The organism is Halomonas dongshanensis, assembly GCF_024790395.1.
In the GTDB taxonomy this organism is placed as follows: domain Bacteria; phylum Pseudomonadota; class Gammaproteobacteria; order Pseudomonadales; family Halomonadaceae; genus Vreelandella; species Vreelandella dongshanensis.
The window spans coordinates 142666-164264 of record NZ_JAJISC010000005.1 but is presented as its reverse complement, the minus strand read 5'-3'; the positions used below and the strand labels follow the sequence as shown (position 1 = coordinate 164264).

The window sequence follows — 21599 nt, the reverse complement described above, 5'->3', positions numbered from 1 at the left end:
ACAATCGTGCGAGGCTTTTTTAGTACCAGGGAAATACAAAACCGAATTGAAAAGCGCTATTTGACTACGCGCAGCGTAGGGCGCTTTTTCTTGGGGTTAGAGGCACCTTTAGCGCCGCTTCCCTTCTCTTGCGTGTCTTTTTGCTCCGATTCGCTCTTCTGGGCGCTTTTCTCCGAAGGCTTATCCTCGTCGCTAACCGAGGACAGCGCACGTTCGGGCTTACCGGAAGCGGTCTCTTCGCTGGGCGCGGCCTCTGGAGTTTCCAGTACCGGCTCCTGACCGAAGACCATGCCCACGCCGTTTTCACGAGCGTAGAGAGCTACTAACGCATCGATGGGAATCATCACCTGCATCGGCTTGCCGCCAAAGCGAGCGTGAAAGCTAATCGCATCGTTTTCCATGTGTAGATCGCGCACCGCCGTCGGAGCGGCGTTGAGCACGATTTGACCGTTCTGAACGAACTGTTCGGGCACTTCGACACCGGCCTGCGTGGCATCCACGACGAAATGGGGCGTGAGTTCGTTATCCAACAGCCATTCGTACAAAGCGCGGGCGAGATAGGGACGACTCGACTTCATACCGACTTCCCTCCTCCATCAAGTGAATGGCCCCGTGAGGGGCCATGGGTGAATCAGGCGCGCATCTCTTTTTCACGCTCGTTGAGCGAAGCCTGGAAGGCGTCACGCTCGAACAGACGCGTCATGTAGCCTAGGAGCGGCTTGACCTGCTTCTCCGGCAGCTCGATGTTGAGTTCGGGCAAACGCCAGAGAATCGGCGCCAAACAGCAGTCGACCAGCGAGAACTCTTCGCTCATGAAGAACGCCATGTCCTCGAAAATGGGCGAAATACCGACCAGACTTTCACGCAGCTCTTTACGCGCCTTATCGGCCTCTTTCTTGCCACCGGTCATGATCTGCTCGACCAGCGGGCACCATTCGTGCTCGATACGGTGCATCCACAACCGGCTCTGCGCGCGGGCCACCGGATAGACCGGCAGCAACGGCGGATGCGGGAAACGCTCGTCCAGGTACTCCATCATCACCTTGGACTCGTACAGCACCAACTCACGATCCAGCAGCGTGGGGACGCTGTTGTAGGGGTTGAGATCGGCCAGCTCTTCCGGTGGCTGCTCCTCGGCGACGTCGACGATGTCGACCGCCACACCCTTTTCCGCCAGGACAATGCGCACCCGGTGGCTGAAGTGATCGTTGTTACCGGAGTAGAAGGTCATCGATGACCGTTTGGCCACTACACCCATGAAAGCATCCTCGCATCGAAACAATAGCCGATAATAACATGCCAATCCCCGCTACGGGTATGGCCGTACGCCGACAGCCTTGTAAGCACCGTCAACGCAGCGCTTTCCAATAGTCGCGCTTGAGTAGGTAAACGATCACGCCGAACAGGAAAATAAAGGCCAGCACCTTGGGCGCAAGCGCGCGCGCCTGAACGCGCGAAGGTTCGGCCACGTAGGCAAGAAAGTTAGTCAAATCGAACATCGCCGCCTCGAACTCCGCAGGCGTCATCTCTCCTGGCTGATCAAGTTCGAGAAGATCGCAGGAGCGATAGCGCCCGGTCACCGAATCCCGAGGCACGCCGCTAACCGGCGCCGTGGTAGTCCCACATACGCGCGCTTGAACGCCCTGCAGCGGCTCCAGTACGTTGGGCATGGCAACGCCTGGATAGACCACGTTATCGACGCCCAAGGGGCCGCTTGGATCACGATAGAAGCCCAACAAAAAAGAGTAGAGCCAGTCCGTACCGCGCAGGCGCGCCGTGAGCGATAGATCCGGCGGGGCCACGCCGAACCAGCGCTCACCATCTTCGGCAGCGAGCGTACTCTTCAAGGTATCGTCCAAGGTGAGCTCGGGTGAAAAAATCAGATGCGCCTGCATCAAATCGGGCGGAATGCCCAAATCCTGCGCCGCGCGGGAAAAGCGCTGGTACTCGAGCGAGTGGCAGCTCGCGCAGCGGTTGACGAAAAGCTGCATGCCCCGCTGCAGCGAAGCCTGGTCGGTGACATCCGGGCGCATGGCGTGCGCAAGTACTGCCTCACCGGCCGCCATTGCCGAAAGCGGCCACGCCAACAGCACCACGATCCACGTCAGGAGCAGTCGTCTCATCGGATGGTCACTCGGTTGGGCACGGGTTTGGGTCTCTCCAAGCGCGTATAGAACGGCATGAGGAGAAAATAGGCAAAATAGAGCACCGTACAGCCTTGGGCGGCGAGCGTGCGCAGCGGCGTAGGCGGTAAGGCGCCGAGCACGCCCAAGGCCAAGAAGCTTAGGCAAAAAAGTGCCAGAAAAAGCCGCGACAGCCAGCCCTTGTAGCGCATCGACTTGACCGGGCTACGATCAAGCCAGGGCAGCACGAACATCAGCGCAATAGCCGTCGCCATGAACACGAGCCCCAGGAATTTCGCCTCCAGACCCAGAAAGCCAAAGGTAATGGCGCGCAAAATGGCGTAGAAGGGAGTGAAGTACCACACCGGCGCAATATGCTCGGGCATCACCAAGGGGTTCGCGGGCTCGAAATTGGGGCGCTCAAGCAAATGACCGCCGCCCTCGGGGAAATAGAAAATCACGGCGGCGAAGACGAAGAGAAAGATCGCCACACCGACCAGATCCTTCACCGTGTAGTAGGGGTGGAAAGGAATGCCATCCAGCGGCCGCCCTTTCTCGTCGGTATGCGACCTGATCTCAATACCATCGGGATTGTTCGAGCCCACTTCATGTAGCGCCACCAAGTGCAGCATCACCAGAGCAACAATGACGATAGGCAAGCCGATGACGTGCAGCGCAAAGAAACGATTGAGCGTCACCCCAGAGACCAGATAGTCGCCGCGCACCCACTGCGCAAGATCGGCGCCGATAACGGGAATGGCGGAAAACAGCGACGTAATCACCTGCGCGCCCCAGTAGGAGAGCTGGCCCCAGGGCAGCAGATACCCCATGAAGGCCTCGGCCATCAGCACCAAGTAGAGGGCCATGCCGAAGATCCACACGAGCTCTCGCGGTGCACGGTACGAGCCATACAGTAGCGAGCGGAACATGTGCAGGTAGACCACCAGAAACAGCGCCGAGGCGCCGGTCGAGTGCATGTAGCGAATCAGCCAACCATATTCGACGTCGCGCATGATGTACTCGATCGACGCAAAAGCCCCCTCCGCCGTCGGCGTATAGCTCATGGTCAGCCACAGCCCGGTAACGAGCTGATTGGCCAGCACCACCAGCGCTAAGACGCCAAAGACGTACCAAAAGTTAAGGTTCTTGGGCACGTAATAGTGTGTGAGATGCTGGCGTATCATCCGGGTGAGCGGCAAGCGAGCATCGAGCCAGCGTAAAAAGCCCTGCAGAGGCGCGCGCATCAAGCCACCTCCGCGTCTTCGCCGACGATGAGATCGTCGCCATCGAAGCGATAAGGCGGCACGTCGAGATTGGTCGGCGCAGGGACGTTGCGATAGACCCGCCCAGCAAGATCGAAGTAGGAGCCGTGACAAGGGCAGAAAAAGCCGCCAGGCCAATCAGCGGTGACCGCCGCTTCGGGCTCGGGCCGATAGAGCGGCGAGCAGCCAAGATGCGTGCAGAGCCCAACGAGCACGCCGATTTCCGGGCGAATCGAGCGCAGCTCACCGGCAGCGTAGTCGGGCTGACGCGAGCGCTGCGAGGTCGGATCGGCCAAGCGTGACACCTCGCCTGCTTCGGTGCGCGCAAGCATTTCAGGCGTACGACTGATGATCCAGACGGGCAGGCCACGCCACTCCACGGTCAGACGTTGCCCAGGTTCGAGCCGAGAAATATCCACGCGCACGGGCGCTGCCGCCGCGCGGGTACGCGCGCTCGGGCGCCAAGCGGCCACGAAAGGCGTCGCTACGCCAGCAGCACCCACTACGCCCATGATCGACGTCGCGGCGATCAAAAAACGGCGGCGACTGTGGTTGGCACCACCCTCGCCCTCCCTCGGCTCGGTCATCTTTTCTCCCTCGGCCGTTATGCCTGTTTTTCCCCCCACACCATAACAAAAAAGCCCAGGCCAAAGGCCCGGGCTTTTTGACGCACCGCGAGATATTAACGCTTGGAGAACTGCGGGCGACGACGTGCTTTACGCAGACCGACTTTCTTACGCTCGACCTGACGCGCATCGCGGGTAACGTAACCAGCGGCGCGCAGCGTGGGGCGCAGGTCTTCGTTGTAGTTCATCAGGGCACGGGTGATACCGTGACGGATGGCGCCAGCTTGAGCGGAACCACCACCACCTTGAACGGTGACGAAGATGTCGAACTGGTTCAGGGTCTCGGTCAGCTCGAGCGGCTGACGAACGACCATGCGACCAGTAACGCGGCCGAAGTACTGATCCAGCTCGCGGTTGTTGACGGTGATTTTGCCGGAACCCGGCTTCAGGAATACGCGCGCGGTGGAAGTCTTGCGGCGCCCGGTACCGTAATACTGCTGTGTCATGGCGAAGATTCCCTTAGATGTTCAGTTCGAGCGGCTGCTGAGCGGCATGGGGATGCTCGGCGCCAGCGTACACTTTCAACTTGGAGTACATGGCACGGCCCAGCGGGCCTTTCGGCAGCATGCCCTTGACGGCGATCTCGATGACGCGCTCGGGAGCGTGGTCGATCAGCTTGTCGAACGTCATGGAGCGCAGGCCACCCGGGAAACCGGTATGACGGTAGTAGGTCTTCGCCTTGGCTTTGTTGCCAGTAACGTGAACCTTCTCGGCGTTGACGACGACGATGTAGTCACCGGTATCAACGTGCGGAGTGAATTCGGGCTTATGCTTGCCACGCAGGCGGCGAGCGATTTCGGTTGCCAGACGACCGAGCGTCTTGTCCGTGGCGTCGACTACGTACCAGTCGCGCTGGACGGACTGCGGCTTAGCACTGAACGTCTTCATGGATGGAATCACCAAATAAAATGTGTTGGGTACTGCCTGCAAGGCGGGCCAGTACCATCCCTATTCTTTTTGGTTGCAGGCCTTCACCTGCAACGTGTAGCGGGCGGCATTCTACAGCAAGCCAACGACGAAGTTAAGTCCGACCGCGCCTCTTTTTCACGCCTCTACTTTAGGGCCTGTATGAAAAGTCGTCGAGCGAAGACAATACAAGGCAAAAATTGACGAAGAAACGGAGTTTACACGTTGTAAATGAGTATTCTGAGTCAATTTTTAACGCCGTATTGTCGAGCGCAGGCACTTTACATACAGAGCCTAGGGCTTGTGCGCCAGCGCCAGATACTCCTTGGACTGCATCTCCTGCAGGCGCGACAGCGTCCGCTCGAACTCGAACGTCAGCCGCCCATCGGTGTAGAGCGACTCGACCGGCACTTCGGCCGACATCAAGAGCTTTACCCCGCGGTCGTAGAATTCGTCGACCATGTTGATGAAGCGTCGCGCGCGGTCGTCCGACTTGGCATTCATCTGGGTAACATCGGAGACCAGCACGGTATGAAACTCGCGGGCGAGCTCGATGTAGTCGTTCTGGCTGCGCGGGCCATCGCACAGCGCCAAGAAATCGAACCACACCACGTTCTCGTGGAGGCGGCGGGTTTTCAAGATGCGGTGGTTGACCTCGAGCGATGCACCCTCCTCGCCCGGCTGCCCAGCAATCTCGCGAAAGCTGCGGGCGAGCTCGGCTTCGGCCTCGGCGTCCAGGGGCGAATGAAAGATTTCGGCACGCTCCAGCGCCCGCAGGCGATAATCCACCCCCGAATCGACGTTGACCACCTCACAGTGGCGATTGAGCAGCTCGATGGCAGGCACGAAGCGCGCGCGCTGCAGCCCATCCTTGTAAAGATCGTCAGGAACGATGTTGGAGGTGGCCACGAGCACGACGCCGCGCTCGAATAGTGCCTCGAGCAGATTGGCCAGAATCATCGCATCGGTGATGTCCTTGACGAAGAACTCATCGAAGCAGATGACCCGCGCCTCAGAGGCGAACTTACCCGCAATCAGGCTCAGCGGGTTCTTCTCGCCCTTGTAGTGATTCAGCTCGTTGTGCACCCGCTGCATAAAGCGGTGGAAGTGCGTGCGCATCTTGTCGGGGAATGGCAGCGCTTCAAAAAAGGTATCGACCAGATAGGTCTTGCCGCGGCCTACGCCACCCCAGAAATAGAGCCCCTTGACGCGCGGCACCGGCGGTTTGGCCTCGGCGTCGCGGCGCTTGCCCAAAAGCCCAGCCATCTTACCGCGCAAGCCTTTGTGCGCTACCACGGTCTTGGGCGTGGTGTTGGGTACGGCGAGCAAGTCGTCGTAAAGACGCTGGAGGTGCTTGACGGCATTCTCTTGGGCCGAGTCATGCTGAAAATCGTCGCGTTCGAGATCACGGCGATAGCGCGCCATGGGCGCCGCCGGGCGCGTTTGGCTTGCATTTTCGCCAACGGACGTAGATGACATGGACTCGCCTCCCTTGATGTGACTGCCGCCCTCTGGCGGGGCGGGCCGTGCTGATCGAGCGTGGGAGTATACGCCTAAGCGCTCTCCAACGCATGGCGGATTGACCCAGCCCGACTACCACGACCTATAATGAGCTCAGTCGTCGGCTTGGGGCTGCTCGCTCCACGCCGTCACAGTGCACAAGCACGTCATCGGCCTCAGGGAGAAGTAGAGTGGAAGCAAACTCGCCAATACTGTTTGCAGCATTAGGGATCGTGATCGGCTTTTTGATCGGCTTGGTCGCCTACCGCCTCTCAAGCAAAGGAGAGCGCGAAATCGTGTCGCTGCGCCAGACGGTACTGGAGAAAGACCGCCAGATCACCGAAATGAAGAAAGCCATGGGAGCACACCTGACCGGCGTACAGCAGCGTCTCGACACCATTCGCCAGGAGGCAGATGAGATCGAGCAGCAGCTGCGCAAGGAGGCCACTAGCTGGAAGGTCGCCAAGCCGTTGACCGACACCGCCGCGCCCGAGGCAAGCGAAACCGCCTCCTCGCCCGCCATGCCGCGCGACTACGCCGATGGCAAGGGCGGCACCCTCTCCGAAGATTTCGGCCTCAAGGGTGAAAACGCTCAAAACGCCGCGCCTCAGCCACCTCGCTACTGACCCTCGACCGTTTGACGATCTAACCGGAACCCGCCCCCAAACGCTTTGCGCTTGGGGCTTTTTACACCTTACGCATCAGGCCGGATTGTCGATATCCACGAAGCGGTGCTCGATGGCGTACTCGTCGGCCAGCCACTCCCCCAGTGCTTGAACGCCATAGCGCTCGGTGGCGTGGTGCCCGGCGCAGAAGTAGTGCACCCCGAGCTCGCGCGCTAAATGGGTAGTGCGCTCGGAGATCTCACCTGACACGAAGGCCTGCACGCCCGCCTCGCAGGCCTGGGTGATCATGTCCTGGGCGCCACCGGTGCACCAGGCCACGCGCTCGATGGGCGCCTGCCCCGGCGCTTCGACCACCAGCGGCGTGCGCGCCAGGGTTTCCTCCACACGCGTAGCGAACGCCGCAGGTGTCAAAGGCGCGCTCAAGCGGCCCGACCACAAAAGCCCCTCGCCCATTTCGCCATCCAAGCACCCTTCCACCTTGAGCCCTAACCGCCTGCCAAGCTCGGCGTTGTTACCCAGCTCGGGGTGTGCGTCCAGCGGCAGATGGTAGGCAAGCAAATTGATATCGTGAGCCAGCAAGGCCTTGATACGCCGCTGCTTCATGCCGGTGATCGCCACCGGCTCGTTCTTCCAGAAGTAGCCGTGATGCACCAGTACGGCGTCCGCCTTCCAAGCAATGGCCTCATCGAGCAGGGCCTGGCAGGCCGTTACGCCACTCATCACGCGACGAATCTCGGTGCGCCCTTCGATCTGGAGGCCATTGACGGTGAAATCCTTGAACTGCGCCGCGCGCAGCTGGTGGTCGCAGGCGGCGACCAGTTGATCACGCTCAACCATCGTGAACTCCTGTCCTTGGCGTGTCGCTGGCGCAGTGCTGACAAGTGTCGGCCAGCGGAAAGTGATAAGATGCGCTCATTGTAAGTTTGGCCGCCGTCGAGTGCGAGCCGTGAGACCGTCTTGTTAAGGAACATCCGCATGCGACGTTTCCTGTTGCGCCGTTTCAAGTCCAGCCAGCACCCTATCAGGCACTATATAAAGCCCTACGTCTGGCCCAGCGTGGCCGGGCTACTGCTGGCCTTTTTGCTCCTGGCCCTGTTTCCCGAACAGCTCAAAAGCCCGTTTTCGCGATCCAGCGTCGATGCCCCCAGCGCCATCGGCCCCACCCCGGTGGCCACACCCGCAAGCGATGAGACGAACGCCTCGCGCCCGGCGCCTGAGATCCGCCAAGCGGCACCGCTGAACCGCAGCCAAGGGCCAACGAGCTACGCCGAAGCCGTCAACCGCGCCGCACCTGCGGTGGTCAACATCTACTCCTCGCGCATCGTCTCGCGTGATCAGCATCCGCTGATGTCCGACCCCTTCTTTCAGCAGTTCTTTCGCAACAACGATGCCACCACGCACCAGCGCATGCTGTCGAGCCTCGGCTCTGGCGTCATCGTTAGCCAAGACGGCTACGTGTTGACCAACCACCACGTGATCAACGGCGCCGACGAAATCCAGGTCGCCCTGCGCGATGGCCGTGAAACGCTAGCCGAAGTGGTCGGCACCGACCCCGAAAGCGATCTCGCCGTACTGCGCATCGACCTCGACAACCTGCCGGTAATCGAGATCACCGATTCCACCGATGTCGCCATTGGCGACGTCACCCTCGCCATTGGCAACCCCTTCGGCGTTGGTCAGACGGTGACCATGGGGATCATCAGCGCGACCGGACGCAGCCACTTGGGGCTCAACGCCTTCGAGGATTTCATCCAGACAGATGCGGCCATCAACCCAGGTAACTCTGGCGGCGCGCTGATCAACCCCGAGGGCGCGCTGATCGGCATCAACACGGCCATCTTCTCGCGCTCGGGCGGCTCCCAGGGCATCGGCTTCGCCATTCCTGCCAACCTCGCCCACGACATTCTCGATCAGTTGGTGACACAAGGCCGGGTGATTCGCGGCTGGCTCGGCATCGAAGCTCAAGGGTTATCACGAGAGCTTGCCGCCTCGTTCGGCCTGCAAACGCCAGAGGGCGTTATCGTCGCGGGCGTGGTACCAGAAGGCCCCGCCGCACGCGCCGGGCTCGAACCGGGAGACATTCTGCTCGCCATCGACGGCCAGCCCATTCTCGATGGCCGCGCCACCATGAGCGACATTGCCGCCGTTGCACCGGGCACCACCCTACCGCTAACCGTCGTACGCGGCGGCGAGCGGGTCCAAGTCGAACTCGAAGTAGGCGAACGCCCAGTGCCACGTTTACCGCTGGGTGAGATGGGTAGTAATAGTGCGCCGCGAGGGTCTTAAAAGCAGCACTCTCCCCTAATAGAGCTGGCAAAAAAACGCCTACCACCCGATAAAACCGGACGGTAGGCGTTTTGATTCATCCAACGGTTATTTACCCAACGACTCAACGCCGAATGCGGTACTCGGCTGAGCGTGCGTGTGCCGTTAGGGATTCACCGCGGGCGAGCACCGAGGCTATCTTGCCAAGCTCGGAGGCGCCTTGCGCCGAGCAGTGGATGATCGAGGAGCGTTTTTGGAAGTCGTAGACGCCAAGCGGTGAAGAGAACCGTGCCGTGCCGGACGTGGGCAGTACGTGATTGGGACCGGCGCAGTAGTCGCCCAGGGCCTCGGCGGTATAGCGGCCCATGAAGATGGCGCCCGCGTGGCGCACTTCAGGCAACAGCCGCTCGGGCTCGGCAACCGAGAGTTCCAGGTGCTCCGGGGCGATGCGGTTGATCAACTCAATCGCCTGCGACTCGTCGGCGCAGTGAATCAGCGCTCCGCGCCGGGCAAGCGACTCGCGTACGATTGCCTCGCGATCGAGCGTAGGCAGCAAGCGCTCGATGGCGGCTTCGACCTCAGCCAGGTGGTCGGCATCCCAACTCACCAGAATTGCCTGAGCGTCCTCGTCGTGCTCGGCCTGGGAGAAGAGATCCATGGCCAGCCACTCGGGGTCGGTGTGCCCATCGGAGACCACCAAAATTTCCGACGGCCCGGCGATCATGTCGATCCCCACTTGGCCAAATACCGCCCGCTTGGCGGTGGCAACGTAGATGTTGCCGGGGCCGACGATCTTGTCGACTCTCGGCACGCTCTGAGTGCCATAAGCCAAAGCGCCGATGGCTTGGGCGCCGCCAATGGTAAAGACCTGATCGACCCCCGCCAGATGCGCCGCCGCCAAGACCAGAGCGTTCACCGCGCCATCCGGCGTTGGCACTACCATGATCAGCTCGCGCACGCCCGCCACGTGGGCTGGGATGGCGTTCATCAATACCGATGAAGGGTACGCGGCCTTACCGCCGGGCACGTAGATGCCTGCGCGGTCGAGCGGCGTCACCTGCTGGCCAAGCACGGTGCCATCGGCCTCTTCGTACTGCCATGAAGTTGGCTTTTGACGCTCGTGGTAGCAGCGGATACGCTCGGCAGCCGCGGCTAAGGCGTCGCGCTGCTCATCGGGCAGGCTCTCGAATGCCGCTTCGAGCTGGGCCGCACTCAGGCGCAGCTCGTCGATATGGCTCACGCTCAACCGATCGAAGCGATTGGTCGCGTCGATCACGGCGGCGTCGCCACGGGTTTTGACGTCGGCCAGAATTTCGTCGACGCGCTGCTGCACCGACGCATCGGAGACGCCTTCCCAGGCCAATAGCTGGGTCAGCTCGCGCTCGAAATCGCTCGACTGAGTAGAGAGCCGGGCGATGGTCTTCGAGGGGGTATCACTCATGTCTCGTCCTCAGTTGCTCGCGCCTTCGTGGCTTGCCGCGCGCTTTCGCACCGCCTCGTCCAAGCGCGCCAATAGCGGCTTGATGCGCGCGTGCTTCATGGTCATCGACGCCTTGTTGACCACCAAACGCGTGCTGATATTGGCGATCAGCTCGCGCGGCTCCATGCCGTTGGCGCGCAGGGTGTTGCCGGTATCGACGATATCGACGATCTCATCGGCGAGATTCATCAGCGGGGCGAGCTCCATGGCGCCGTAAAGCTTGATCACCTCGGCCTGAATGCCCTGCTCGGCGTAGTAGCGTCTAGCGACGTTGACAAACTTGGTTGCCACGCGGCGCCGCGCCCTCCCCGGCGCCTGACCGGTGATGCCTGCGGTCATTAGGCGGCAGCGGGCAATATCGAGATCCAGCGGCTCGTAGAGCCCTTCGGCGCCGTGCTCGAGCAGAACGTCCTTGCCCGCTACGCCGAGATCCGCCGCACCCAGCTGCACGTAGGTGGGCACGTCGGTGGCGCGAATCACCACCAACTTCACGTCCGCCAGATTGGTGTCGAACAGAAGCTTGCGGCTCTTACCGAGATCCTCCGCCGGGGTGATCCCCGCATCGGCCAAAAGCGGCAGGGTCTCGTCGAGGATACGCCCCTTGGACAGGGCCAAAATCAACTGCTTGCTCATAGTGATTGCCAGTCGTTGGTATGCAGGGCTAGCCGGGAATGCGGCGAATGCGCGCGCCAAGCAGCTGCAGTTTCTCTTCGATGCACTCGTAGCCGCGATCGATATGGTAGATGCGATCCACCAGCGTTTCGCCTTCGGCCATCATCGCCGCAATCACCAGCGACGCCGAAGCGCGCAAATCGGTCGCCATCACCGGCGCGCCGGAGAGCCGCTCGACGCCTTTGATCAAGGCGGTGTTGCCTTCGAGCACGATATCGGCGCCCATGCGGTTGAGCTCTTGCACGTGCATGAAGCGGTTTTCGAAGATCGTCTCGACTACCCGCGCATGGCCCTCGGCCACCGCGTTCATGGCGACGAACTGCGCCTGCATGTCGGTGGGAAACGCCGGATAGGGCGCAGTGCGCAGGTTGACCGCCTTGGGCCGCTTGCCTTTCATGTCTAGCGCAATCCAATCGTCGCCGCTGGTGATCTCGGCACCCGCCTCTTCGAGCTTGACCAGTACCGCTTCGAGAATGTCGGCGCGGGTACGAGTGACCTTGACCTTACCTCCGGTCATCGCCGCCGCCACCAGGAAGGTGCCGGTTTCTATGCGATCGGGCATGACGTCGTGCTCGCAGCCGTGCAGCGTTTCTACCCCTTCGATGGTGATGGTGTCGGTGCCGTGGCCCTGGATGCGTGCACCCATCTTGATCAAGCACTCGGCGAGATCGACCACTTCGGGCTCGCGCGCGGCGTTTTCAAGCACCGTGGTGCCTTGCGCCAAGGTCGCCGCCATCAGCAAGTTCTCGGTACCGGTCACGGTGACGGTATCGAAGAAGATGGTGGCGCCCCTGAGACGACCGTCGACATGGGCGCGAATATAGCCGTTCTCGACTCGAATCTCGGCGCCCATGGCTTCTAGCCCGCGAATGTGCAAATCGACCGGGCGCGAGCCAATGGCGCAGCCACCGGGAAGCGACACATCGGCCTTACCGAAGTGCGCCAGCAAAGGCCCGAGCACGAGGATCGAAGCGCGCATCTTTTTGACCAGCTCGTAGGGAGCGTGGCAGTCGTTCACCTGGGAACCGTCGAGCTGAATGCTGAGCTTCTCGCCCATGACCGGCTCGACCCCCATGCGTCCGAGCAATTCGAGCGTGGTGGTGATGTCCTGCAGGTGTGGCAAGTTGCCGATGACCACGGGACCTTCGGCTAATAGGGTCGCGCAGAGAATGGGCAGTGCCGCGTTCTTGGCGCCGCTGGCCCACACTTCACCATCCACCGAGCCATTGCCGGTGATCAGTAGCTTATCCATGCAGTTTGCCCGTCATTGCGCGTTGCCAGCGGCACTTTGCCACTGAGCCGGAGTGTAGGTCTTGATGCTAATGGCGTGGAGCGCGCCCGAGGCGATTTCAGCGCTAAGCGCCGAGTAGACCAGCTGCTGACGCTTGACCGGAGAGAGCCCCTCGAACGCCTCACCTACGGCGACGACCTGGAAGTTGCAGCCCTCGCCCTGGATATGGAACTCGCATCCTTCGATACGCGACTCGAGCAGTGCTTTTACCTCTTGAGGTTGCATGGGACAGATATCTCCTTTGGCAAACGGGAAGTGCAAAATAGGCCACATCATAAAGAAATGCGGCCTATTTGGCGACGCCCGCGCGAGATTACTGCGCCGGAGTGCGCCACCTTCCGATAGCGAAGTGAGGTGGGGTCGTGCAAATAACGGACGGGACGAAACGCCCAGGCGTTTCAGGCAGGCGTCGAATCAGACAGACGTCGAGAGCGCTGCGGCAGGATCACTGATGAGCGCATCGAGCCCGGAAAGGCGCGCCAAACGTTCGAGCGCAGGGCTCAGCGCAATGTAGGAAAGCGGGATAGCGTGCTCGCGGCAGCCGCGCAACCACTCAAGCAGCACGCTCAAGGCAACGCTATTGGCCTTATCGACGGCGCTTAAGTCAAACGTGACGGCTGCCGGGCGCTGGGCAGCGAGCCAGCGGCGGCCAGCGGCGGCGATCTCCGCCGCCACCGCCATATCCAGGTCGCCGCCGACGCTTAGCGTATCGTTGAATGCGCTAAGCTCAGCACCTGCACGCGCGAAGAGCGTGCTCACGCATCGCCCCCCTGCTCGAGCTCCTCGACGCCGATCTCCGGCGACCAGCCACGAATCACCGCATCGTAGTCGCGGTTGTTGTCGCGCATTGCCTGGTCGAACTGATTGCGGAACGTCAGCCCCAGGTTGATGCCGTTGACGATGACGTTGACCACGCGCCACTGGCCATCGGAGAGGCGCAGGCTGTAGCTCACCGGATAGATCTGGCCGTTGGTGCCCACCACTTCCATGGCAACGCTGGTTTGGTCGTCGTAGCGCTGCGGGCGCTGGTTATCGAGCACGCGAATTTCGCGGTAGTCGAAGGTCACAAGCCCCCGCGTGTAGGTATCGATCAGCGTCTGGCGGAAAACATCGGCAAAGCGGCTGCGCTGCTCTGGAGTGGCATTGCGAAAGTAGCTGCCCATGACGCTGGCGCCGATGTAACGGAAATCGGCCACCTCATCCAGGCTCTCGTTGACCAGCGCTTTGAGCTCGTCGATGTTGGCGGCGTAGTAGTCCTTACGCCCGTCGAGCTCGGCCATGAACTCTGTGATGTTGTCGCGAATCAGCGTTTCGGGCGAGGTCTGCGCCTGGGCCTGAAACGGCAGTAGCATTAACGCCAGCGCCCAGAGCGCAATGAGATGACGAAGGGAAAAAGCACGTTGGGTTTGCATAGCGAACTCCTTGATCAACCGACGCAAGCGGCAGGCTTCAAGCCGCCTACTCGCTCACCATATTGGAAATGAACTGCTGGATGAGTTCTTCAAGCACCAGCGCAGACTGCGTATCGCGAATGGTGTCACCGTTTTCGAGCACCTCGGGGTCGCCGCCCACACTCAAGCCAATGTACTGCTCACCGAGAAGCCCGGAGGTAAGGATCGCCGCAGTAGTATCGCGTGAGAGCTCGCCTTCTAGATCGGCATCAAGGCGCATCACCACACGAGCGTCGTACCACTGAGTATCCAGATCGATGCTCTCCACTCGGCCTACCGTCACCCCAGCCATGGTGACCCGGGCGCGAGGCTTGAGCCCGCCGATATTGGCGAAGTTGGCTTCGAGGCGAAACGTCTCCGTCGGCGTCGAGAACGTCAGGCCACTGACGCGCAAGCCGAGAAAAACGAGGGCCACGATCCCTGCCAGCATGAACAGGCCGACGCCAAACTCCATGGTCTTGCTGCGTTTCATGTCACTGCTCCAAGCATTACATCAAGCTTCATAGGCCACCGAACATTACGGCGGTCAAGACGAAATCCAGCCCCAACACGGCCAGCGACGAATACACCACGGTGCGGGTGGTCGCCCGCGAGATACCCTCCGAAGTGGGCACCAAGTCATAGCCCTGGAAGACCGCGATCCAGGTGACCACGAGGGCAAAGACCAAACTCTTGAGCATGCCGTTGCCCACGTCGTTGACGAACTGAACGCTCGACTGCATGTTGCTCCAGTAAGCGCCTTCGAACAGCCCCAGCCACTCGACGCCGACCAGATACCCGCCCCAAACGCCAACGACGCTAAAGCCTGCGGTCAACAGCGGCAGCGAAACGAAACCCGCCCACAGGCGCGGCGCGATGATACGGCGCAGCGGATCGACCCCGATCATCTCCATGCTGGTGAGCTGTTCGGTCGCCTTCATCAAGCCGATCTCGGCGGTCAGCGCCGATCCTGCCCGCCCGGCAAACAGTAGCGCCGCCACCACCGGCGCCAATTCGCGCAGCAGCGAGAGAGCCACCATCTGCCCCAGCGCCTCCTCGGCGCCAAAATCGACCAGGATAGTGTAGCCCTGCAGCGCCAACACCATGCCGATGAAGAGCCCCGACACGAGCACGATGGCAAGTGATAGGACGCCAACGAAGTGCATCTGGCGCCACCAGAGTGCAACCCCTTCGCGCGAGGGGATACCCACCATCGACTGGGCGAGAAAGAGCCCCGCGCGCCCTAACGCTTCCAAAAGATCGCAGCCGCTGCGCCCTAGGCGTGTAATGCGGGCCACGCTTCGCTCAACGATTGACCGCATTCGCTCTTTCCTGTTCTACGTATTCATGTTCTACGTACTGTTTTGCATCGCTACCCAATAGATCGCGATAGTACGCCTGGGCGGGGTAGTGAAACGGCACCGGACCATCGGGTTTGCCGTGAACGAACTGACTCACGCGGGGATCATCGCTTTGGCCAAAGGTCTCGGGCGTTCCTTGAGCCACCACCTGGCCATCGGCAATCAAGTAGAGATAGTCGGCAATGCTCAGCGTCTCGTCGATATCGTGGGATACCACCACTGAGGTCAGCGCGAGCGCCTCGTTCAGGCGCTTGATCAGTTGGACCAAAACGCCCATCGAAATGGGGTCCTGGCCCACGAAGGGCTCGTCATAAAGGATCAGTTCGGGGTCGAGGGCGATGGCACGCGCCAGCGCCACGCGGCGCGCCATGCCACCGGAAAGCTCGGCAGGCGACAGCGCCCGCGCGCCCCTAAGCCCTACTGCTTCGAGCTTGAGCAGCACCAGGTCGCGAATCATGGCGTCGGGCAGATCGGTATGCACGCGCAGCGGAAAGGCGACGTTTTCGAACACGTCGAGATCGGAAAATAGCGCCCCGCTCTGAAACAGCATCCCCATGCGCTTACGCAGGGCGAAAAGCCCCTTGCGCGATAGCCGATGAACGTCTTGACCATCGATCAAAATGCGGCCTTTATCGGGGGTCAGCTGCCCACCGATGAGCTTGAGCAGCGTTGTCTTACCGGTGCCGCTTGGCCCCATGATGGCGGTGACCTTGCCGCGCGGAATACGCAAATCGACGCCGCGAAAGATCGTTTGATCCCCGCGGCTAAAGTGCAGATCGTCGATTTCGATGAAAGGGGTATCCTGCATGAGCAGTGGGCTCCTTGGGCAAGGAACGTGCGTTAGGCTAGGAACTTAAACGCAGGCAAATTATCGAACAGTGTATCTTAACTAGCTACAAAAGTGTCAAGCCTCGCCAGGGCTCCCGGTGGCAAAAACCTTCTGGGCGCATGGGACATGATGTTATTCTTGTAAATCAACACTAAAGAGTAGAGACGTTGTCATGGGCCAAGCCGACACCCCAAGCCCCTTGCGCGAAAGCGCGCTGCGCACCCTGCAGATCGAGCAGGCCGCCATTAGCGGTCTACAAGCCAAGCTCGACGATGGGTTCGATCGCGCCTGCGCGCTGATCCTCGCCTGCCAGGGGCGCGTGGTCGTGACCGGCATGGGCAAGTCGGGGCATATCGCGGGCAAGCTTGCCGCTACGCTTGCCAGCACCGGCACGCCAGCGTTCTTCGTCCACCCCGGAGAGGCCAGCCACGGCGATTTGGGCATGATCACTCGCGGCGACGTGGTGTTGGCGCTCTCCAACTCCGGCGAAACCGCCGAGGTCACGGCGCTGCTACCCCTGCTCAAACGTCTGGGCACGCCGCTGGTGAGTATGACCGGGCGCCCCCACTCGACCCTGGCTCGCCACGCCGACGCGCACTTGGACAGCGGCGTTGAGCGCGAAGCCTGCCCGCTCGATCTTGCCCCCACGAGCTCTACCACCGCTGCGCTCGCGCTAGGTGATGCCCTGGCCGTGGCGCTACTCGAAGCGCGTGGCTTCACCGCCGAAGACTTCGCCCTGTCGCACCCCGGCGGCAGCCTTGGCAAGCGTTTACTGCTGCGCGTGCGCGATCTGATGCACGAAGGCGACCGCCTGCCCCGCGTGGCACTAGGCAGCCCGCTGCGCGATGCCCTACTCGAAATCACCCGCCAGGGGCTAGGTTTCACCTGTGTGGTAGACGCCGAAGGTCGGCTGGCGGGCGTGTATACCGACGGCGACCTGCGCCGCACGCTGGATCACCACTTGGACCTGCGCGACGTTAGCGTCGATGACGTCATGACGCGTCCGGGCAAGCGCATCGGCCCCGACGTGTTGGCAGCCGAAGCGGTACGCCTGATGGAGGATAGCCGGATCACGGCGCTGGCGGTGGTCGACGAAGAGCAGCGCCCCATCGGCGCCCTGCATATGCACGACTTACTTGCCAGCGGCGTGATCTAAGCCGGTCGCTCTGATGCTTAGCGCCCGCCACTCGCCAAGCCTATTATTTGGTTATCCTTAGCTATCTACCTTTTTGGCCCACTCCCTTTTTTAGCCCGCATTCAGGAGCCAACATGATCCTTACCGATGCCCTGCTCGATCGCCTTCGCCACGTTCGCCTGCTCGCCATCGATGTCGATGGCGTATTGACCGATGGCCGCCTCTACTTTCAGGCCGACGGTATCGAAATCAAGGCATTCCACACTCAGGATGGGCTCGGCCTTCAGCTGCTCAAGCGCGCGGGCATCGAGGTGGCGTTGATCACCGGGCGGGATTCGACGATGGTCAGCCAGCGCGCCGTAGCACTCGGCATCGACCACGTCCACCAGAGCGTGAAAGACAAACTGACCACGCTCAAAGCGCTTTGCGAGCGCCTCAACATCACCCTCGACCAGGTAGCCTACTGCGGTGACGACCTGCCGGATCTGGCCGCCATCAAACACTCGGGTGTGGGCATCACCGTGCCCAATGCGCCGGACTACCTGCACACCCACGCCGACTGGGTCACCGACCGCCTAGGCGGCCACGGCGCCGTGCGTGAGATCTGCGATACGCTGCTCGAAACCCAAGGCCGTTGGCACACGGTGATGGAGAGCTATCTTGAAGGGAAGCATTAATGAGTGAACCAAGATGAGCAAGCCAATACGCAAGCGCGTCTGGATCACGGGCCTCGTGGTAGCGCTCGGGGCCTTGCTGGTGTGGATCGACCCGCGCGGGCCCGAAAGCGTGCCCATCGACCCAGAAGCTCAGGCCGACGAGCCTGGGCACGTCTTGGAGAACGCCGAGGTTACGCTATTTGGTGAAAATGGCCGGATTAGCCAGTCGCTCGCCACGCCAAGGCTGATTCATACGCCGCAGCAAAACCATACCTGGGTCGAGTCGCCCGATGCTCTGCTCTACGATAGCGAACAGCGCCAGTGGCTCGCCTCGGCAGACGTCGGCACGCTCGACACCGCTCGTCAAGCGCTGACGCTAACCGGTAATGCCCACCTCATCGCCCCCGATGAAGGCTGGCAGCTAGATAGCGAAGAGCTGCACTACGATGGTATCAACGCCCACGCCTGGAGCGACGTGCCGGTGCTGCTCCAACAGCCGCCCCAGACCATGAACGCCGAGCGCATGGACGTATGGCTCGACGACAGCCGCGTAGAGCTGTCGGGCCGCGTGCGCGGTCACCACCCCGCCGAAACCAATCGCCCTTAGGAGTCGATATGAAAGCGCTCATCCCTGCCCTACTGCTCGTCCTACCGCTGGCGGCCATGGCCCAGAACACGTCGTCACAGTCCCAGGCGCCTATCGAAGTGGAAGCCGACCGGCTGGACCTTGACCAGCGTGCGGGCACGGCCGTCTATACCGGCGATGTCGATATTCGTCAGGGTCCCATGCAGCTGCGTGGCGACCGCGTGGAGATTCAGCGTAACGATGCCGGTGAGCTCTCCCGCGCCATTGCCACTGGCGAGCGCGCCTACCTGCGCCACCAGGGTGAAGGCCAGGACGGCCCGATGGAGGGCTGGGGTCGCCGGGTCATTTATCACGTCGCCGAACGGCGCGTCGAGCTGATCGATCAGGCCGAGCTGACCCAGAACGACGATCGCTTCACCGGCGGGCGTCTGGAATACTTCATCGACCGTGAAGTCGTGCAAGCGCGCTCCGATGTCGAAGGCAGCCAGACCCAACGCATTCGCATGACGCTGCAGCCCGAACAGTAGGAGAAACTTCGTGTCTACCCCAAGCGCCCCCGTCAAGACGCTGCACGCCCGGCACCTGGCCAAGAGCTACAAGCGCCGCCGCGTGGTCAAGGACATCAATCTCGACATCGCCCAAGGCAGCGTCGTGGGTCTGCTCGGCCCTAACGGCGCGGGCAAGACCACCTCGTTCTACATGATCGTAGGGCTGGTCAAGGCCGACGCCGGACAGGTCGGCATCGATGAACTCGACCTCTCGCGCGCGCCGATGCACGAGCGCGCCTTGGCAGGCATTGGATATCTCCCCCAGGAGGCGTCGATCTTTCGCAAGCTGACGGTGGCCGATAACATCATGGCGATCCTCGAAACGCGCAAAGATCTCGACCGTCATCAGCGCGAAACCCGTCTTGAGGGGTTGCTCGAAGATTTCCACATCACCCACATTCGCGACAACTTGGGCATGAGCCTCTCCGGCGGTGAGCGCCGCCGGGTAGAGATCGCCCGCTCGCTCGCCACCGACCCTGCCTTCATCTTGCTCGACGAACCCTTCGCCGGGGTCGACCCGATTTCGGTGGGCGACATCAAGTCGATCATTCGCGCGCTCAAAGAGCGCCATATCGGCGTTCTGATCACCGACCACAACGTGCGCGAAACGCTGGATATTTGCGATATCGCCTACATCGTCGGCGACGGCCATATCATCGCCAGCGGCTCGCCGGACACCATCCTCGACAACCAAAAGGTGCGTGAGGTCTACCTAGGCGCCGACTTCCGCTTATAAACCCGACCTATGGCATACATATTGCCAATGGCATGCTTATTGCACTTGCACGCCGCGCCGAGTCGCACTAGGGTGGAGCTTTCCGATCAACGAGTGGTTTTCAGATGGTCATGAAAGCGTCTTTACAACTGCGTATCGGCACTCAGCTCACCATGACGCCCCAGCTGCAACAGGCAATCGCCCTGCTGCAGCTCTCGACGCTGGACCTTCGCCAGGAAATTCAGCAAGCACTTGATGCCAACCCGCTGCTCGAACAGGAAGACGAGTTCGGCGAGCAGGTAGTGAGCGAAGCCGAAGAGCCCGACTGGGCCGAAAGTATTCCCGACGAACTCGCGGTGGATAGCGACTGGTCCGACACCTACCAAGACATGGCAAGCTCAGGCAGCGCCAACGACGGCCCCGACTTCGAGCGCCAGGCGGCAGGCCAGAGCCTACACAGCCACCTGCTTTGGCAACTGGCGATGACCGATGTCGGCCCCCGCGAGCAGCTGATCGCCGAGAGCCTGATCGACGCGCTCGACGCCAACGGCTACCTCACCCAGCCACTCAACGACATCCGCGACGGCCTGCGCGCCCAGGGGCTCGAAGGCTTGAGCCCGCGCGAGGTCGAAACCACGCTGCTGCGGCTGCAGCAGTTCGAGCCCACCGGCGTGTTTGCCCGCGATCTGCGTGAGTGTTTGATGCTCCAGCTCGCAACGCTTGCCGACGACACGCCGCTGCTGATGCCCGCCAAACGGCTGGTGCGTCAGTTTCTGGAAGCCTTGGGTAAAGACGACACACGCCTGCTCAAACGCCGCCTGGGGCTCGATGACGAACAGCTTGCGGATGTCATCGATCTCATCCGCAGCCTAGACCCGCGCCCCGGTAGCGCCTATAGCGCGACCGACGATAGCTACGTCACGCCCGATCTCATCGTGCGCCACGACCAGGAAGGCTGGCATCTGGAGCTCAACCCCGAGGCGCTGCCGCGACTGCGAATCCAGCCGGATTACGCTAGCCTGATCAAACGCGCCGACAAGAGCCAGGACAACCAGTTCCTCAAGGATCACCTGCAGGAGGCGCGCTGGCTGATCAAGAGCCTATCGAGCCGCAACGATACGCTGCTGCGCGTGGGCCGTGAGATCATCGCTCGTCAGATCGGCTTTCTGGAGCACGGCGAAGAGGCGATGAAGCCATTGATTCTGGCCGATATCGCCAGCGCCGTTGAGATGCACGAGTCGACCATTTCCCGCGTCACCACGCAGAAGTACATCCATACGCCGCGCGGTGTCTTCGAGCTCAAATACTTTTTTTCCAGTCAGGTCAGCAACCAGGAAGGCGACGGCCATTCGAGCACCGCCATTCGCGCGCGGTTGAAAAAGCTCATTGGCGAGGAGCCCGCAGGCAAGCCGCTTTCCGATAGCCGTCTGGTCACGCTGCTCGAAGAGAGTGGTATCAGCGTGGCGCGTCGTACCGTGGCTAAATACCGCGAAGCCATGGGCATCCCTTCCTCAAGCGAGCGCCGTCGTCTACGCTGAATAAACGTAAGGAGGCAACGAAAGTACGCGTACCTCTTTGCTTACCCAGA

At 61.4% G+C, this 21599-nt stretch carries 26 protein-coding genes; 8 read left to right on the top strand and 18 right to left on the bottom strand.

What is annotated here, in order from left to right; translation table 11 throughout:
• Positions 1-56: 56 nt before the first annotated feature.
• From LLY24_RS11950 to zapE, 8 genes are all read right to left on the bottom strand, one after another.
• Positions 57-578: a ClpXP protease specificity-enhancing factor gene (locus LLY24_RS11950; protein ID WP_259036526.1), complete on the bottom strand. Its 522-nt coding sequence runs from the start codon at positions 576-578 to the stop codon at positions 57-59.
• A 53-nt stretch (positions 579-631) separates the two neighbouring features.
• Positions 632-1258 carry a stringent starvation protein SspA gene (sspA, locus tag LLY24_RS11945; RefSeq protein ID WP_259036525.1) on the bottom strand — a complete coding sequence of 209 codons (627 nt, stop codon included), beginning with the start codon at positions 1256-1258 and terminating at the stop codon, positions 632-634.
• Between the two features lie 91 nt (positions 1259-1349).
• Positions 1350-2123 carry a cytochrome c1 gene (locus LLY24_RS11940; protein WP_259036524.1) on the bottom strand — a complete coding sequence of 258 codons (774 nt, stop codon included), beginning with the start codon at positions 2121-2123 and terminating at the stop codon, positions 1350-1352.
• On the bottom strand, positions 2120-3367 hold the full coding sequence (locus LLY24_RS11935) for a cytochrome b (protein WP_259036523.1): 1248 nt from the start codon (positions 3365-3367) through the stop codon (positions 2120-2122). Before LLY24_RS11935 ends, LLY24_RS11940 begins: the two co-directional genes overlap by 4 nt.
• On the bottom strand, positions 3367-3972 hold the full coding sequence (petA, locus tag LLY24_RS11930) for a ubiquinol-cytochrome c reductase iron-sulfur subunit (RefSeq protein ID WP_259036522.1): 606 nt from the start codon (positions 3970-3972) through the stop codon (positions 3367-3369). The genes LLY24_RS11935 and petA overlap by 1 nt, the downstream gene beginning before the upstream one ends.
• Positions 3973-4067: 95 nt before the next feature.
• The gene (gene rpsI, locus LLY24_RS11925; protein WP_259036521.1) at positions 4068-4457 is read right to left on the bottom strand and encodes a 30S ribosomal protein S9; all 390 of its coding nucleotides are present in this window, start codon (positions 4455-4457) and stop codon (positions 4068-4070) included.
• Between the two features lie 13 nt (positions 4458-4470).
• Positions 4471-4899, bottom strand: coding sequence for a 50S ribosomal protein L13 (gene rplM / locus LLY24_RS11920; RefSeq protein WP_259036520.1), 429 nt, complete (start codon positions 4897-4899; stop codon positions 4471-4473).
• Positions 4900-5211: 312 nt separating this feature from the next.
• The gene (gene zapE, locus LLY24_RS11915; RefSeq protein WP_259036519.1) at positions 5212-6396 is read right to left on the bottom strand and encodes a cell division protein ZapE; all 1185 of its coding nucleotides are present in this window, start codon (positions 6394-6396) and stop codon (positions 5212-5214) included.
• A gap of 212 nt (positions 6397-6608) precedes the next feature.
• On the opposite strand from zapE, the gene LLY24_RS11910 reads away from it, so the two are divergent.
• On the top strand, positions 6609-7043 hold the full coding sequence (locus LLY24_RS11910; RefSeq protein ID WP_259036518.1) for a YhcB family protein: 435 nt from the start codon (positions 6609-6611) through the stop codon (positions 7041-7043).
• Between the two features lie 75 nt (positions 7044-7118).
• On the opposite strand, the gene LLY24_RS11905 is transcribed toward LLY24_RS11910, so the two are convergent.
• The gene (locus LLY24_RS11905) at positions 7119-7880 is read right to left on the bottom strand and encodes a Nif3-like dinuclear metal center hexameric protein (protein WP_259036517.1); all 762 of its coding nucleotides are present in this window, start codon (positions 7878-7880) and stop codon (positions 7119-7121) included.
• A gap of 138 nt (positions 7881-8018) precedes the next feature.
• Here LLY24_RS11905 and LLY24_RS11900 point away from each other — a divergent pair, with 138 nt between their 5' ends.
• Complete coding sequence (locus LLY24_RS11900; protein WP_267135302.1) at positions 8019-9329, top strand: Do family serine endopeptidase; 1311 nt, start codon at positions 8019-8021, stop codon at positions 9327-9329.
• A gap of 103 nt (positions 9330-9432) precedes the next feature.
• On the opposite strand, the gene hisD is transcribed toward LLY24_RS11900, so the two are convergent.
• The 9 genes from hisD to LLY24_RS11855 all read right to left on the bottom strand — a co-directional run bounded on the left by hisD (position 9433) and on the right by LLY24_RS11855 (position 16350).
• A complete protein-coding gene (gene hisD, locus LLY24_RS11895; RefSeq protein ID WP_259036516.1) occupies positions 9433-10749 on the bottom strand; it encodes a histidinol dehydrogenase in 1317 nt (438 codons plus the stop codon).
• A 9-nt stretch (positions 10750-10758) separates the two neighbouring features.
• Positions 10759-11421, bottom strand: a complete 663-nt coding sequence (gene hisG / locus LLY24_RS11890; protein ID WP_259036515.1) for an ATP phosphoribosyltransferase — start codon at positions 11419-11421, stop codon at positions 10759-10761.
• 28 nt (positions 11422-11449) lie between these two features.
• On the bottom strand, positions 11450-12712 hold the full coding sequence (gene murA / locus LLY24_RS11885; RefSeq protein WP_259036514.1) for a UDP-N-acetylglucosamine 1-carboxyvinyltransferase: 1263 nt from the start codon (positions 12710-12712) through the stop codon (positions 11450-11452).
• A gap of 12 nt (positions 12713-12724) precedes the next feature.
• Positions 12725-12976 (bottom strand): BolA family protein, encoded by a 252-nt coding sequence (locus LLY24_RS11880; RefSeq protein ID WP_259036513.1) that lies wholly within the window; start codon positions 12974-12976, stop codon positions 12725-12727.
• A gap of 189 nt (positions 12977-13165) precedes the next feature.
• A complete protein-coding gene (locus tag LLY24_RS11875) occupies positions 13166-13510 on the bottom strand; it encodes an STAS domain-containing protein (protein ID WP_259036512.1) in 345 nt (114 codons plus the stop codon).
• A complete protein-coding gene (locus LLY24_RS11870) occupies positions 13507-14163 on the bottom strand; it encodes an MlaC/ttg2D family ABC transporter substrate-binding protein (RefSeq protein ID WP_259036511.1) in 657 nt (218 codons plus the stop codon). Before LLY24_RS11870 ends, LLY24_RS11875 begins: the two co-directional genes overlap by 4 nt.
• Before the next feature lie 46 nt (positions 14164-14209).
• Complete coding sequence (gene mlaD / locus LLY24_RS11865) at positions 14210-14674, bottom strand: outer membrane lipid asymmetry maintenance protein MlaD (protein ID WP_259036510.1); 465 nt, start codon at positions 14672-14674, stop codon at positions 14210-14212.
• Positions 14675-14702: 28 nt separating this feature from the next.
• The gene (gene mlaE, locus LLY24_RS11860; RefSeq protein ID WP_259036509.1) at positions 14703-15503 is read right to left on the bottom strand and encodes a lipid asymmetry maintenance ABC transporter permease subunit MlaE; all 801 of its coding nucleotides are present in this window, start codon (positions 15501-15503) and stop codon (positions 14703-14705) included.
• Positions 15487-16350, bottom strand: coding sequence for an ABC transporter ATP-binding protein (locus tag LLY24_RS11855; protein ID WP_259036508.1), 864 nt, complete (start codon positions 16348-16350; stop codon positions 15487-15489). Before LLY24_RS11855 ends, mlaE begins: the two co-directional genes overlap by 17 nt.
• Before the next feature lie 193 nt (positions 16351-16543).
• Here LLY24_RS11855 and LLY24_RS11850 point away from each other — a divergent pair, with 193 nt between their 5' ends.
• The 6 genes from LLY24_RS11850 (at position 16544) to LLY24_RS11825 (ending at position 21549) form a co-directional block, all read left to right on the top strand.
• Positions 16544-17527, top strand: a complete 984-nt coding sequence (locus tag LLY24_RS11850; RefSeq protein ID WP_259036507.1) for a KpsF/GutQ family sugar-phosphate isomerase — start codon at positions 16544-16546, stop codon at positions 17525-17527.
• A gap of 113 nt (positions 17528-17640) precedes the next feature.
• On the top strand, positions 17641-18183 hold the full coding sequence (locus LLY24_RS11845) for a KdsC family phosphatase (RefSeq protein WP_259036506.1): 543 nt from the start codon (positions 17641-17643) through the stop codon (positions 18181-18183).
• 13 nt (positions 18184-18196) lie between these two features.
• Positions 18197-18769, top strand: coding sequence for an LPS export ABC transporter periplasmic protein LptC (gene lptC / locus LLY24_RS11840; RefSeq protein WP_259036505.1), 573 nt, complete (start codon positions 18197-18199; stop codon positions 18767-18769).
• Positions 18770-18777: 8 nt separating this feature from the next.
• On the top strand, positions 18778-19275 hold the full coding sequence (lptA, locus tag LLY24_RS11835) for a lipopolysaccharide transport periplasmic protein LptA (protein ID WP_259036504.1): 498 nt from the start codon (positions 18778-18780) through the stop codon (positions 19273-19275).
• A 10-nt stretch (positions 19276-19285) separates the two neighbouring features.
• Positions 19286-20032 carry an LPS export ABC transporter ATP-binding protein gene (lptB, locus tag LLY24_RS11830; protein ID WP_259036503.1) on the top strand — a complete coding sequence of 249 codons (747 nt, stop codon included), beginning with the start codon at positions 19286-19288 and terminating at the stop codon, positions 20030-20032.
• A 104-nt stretch (positions 20033-20136) separates the two neighbouring features.
• Positions 20137-21549: an RNA polymerase factor sigma-54 gene (locus LLY24_RS11825; RefSeq protein ID WP_259036502.1), complete on the top strand. Its 1413-nt coding sequence runs from the start codon at positions 20137-20139 to the stop codon at positions 21547-21549.
• Positions 21550-21599: the final 50 nt, after the last annotated feature.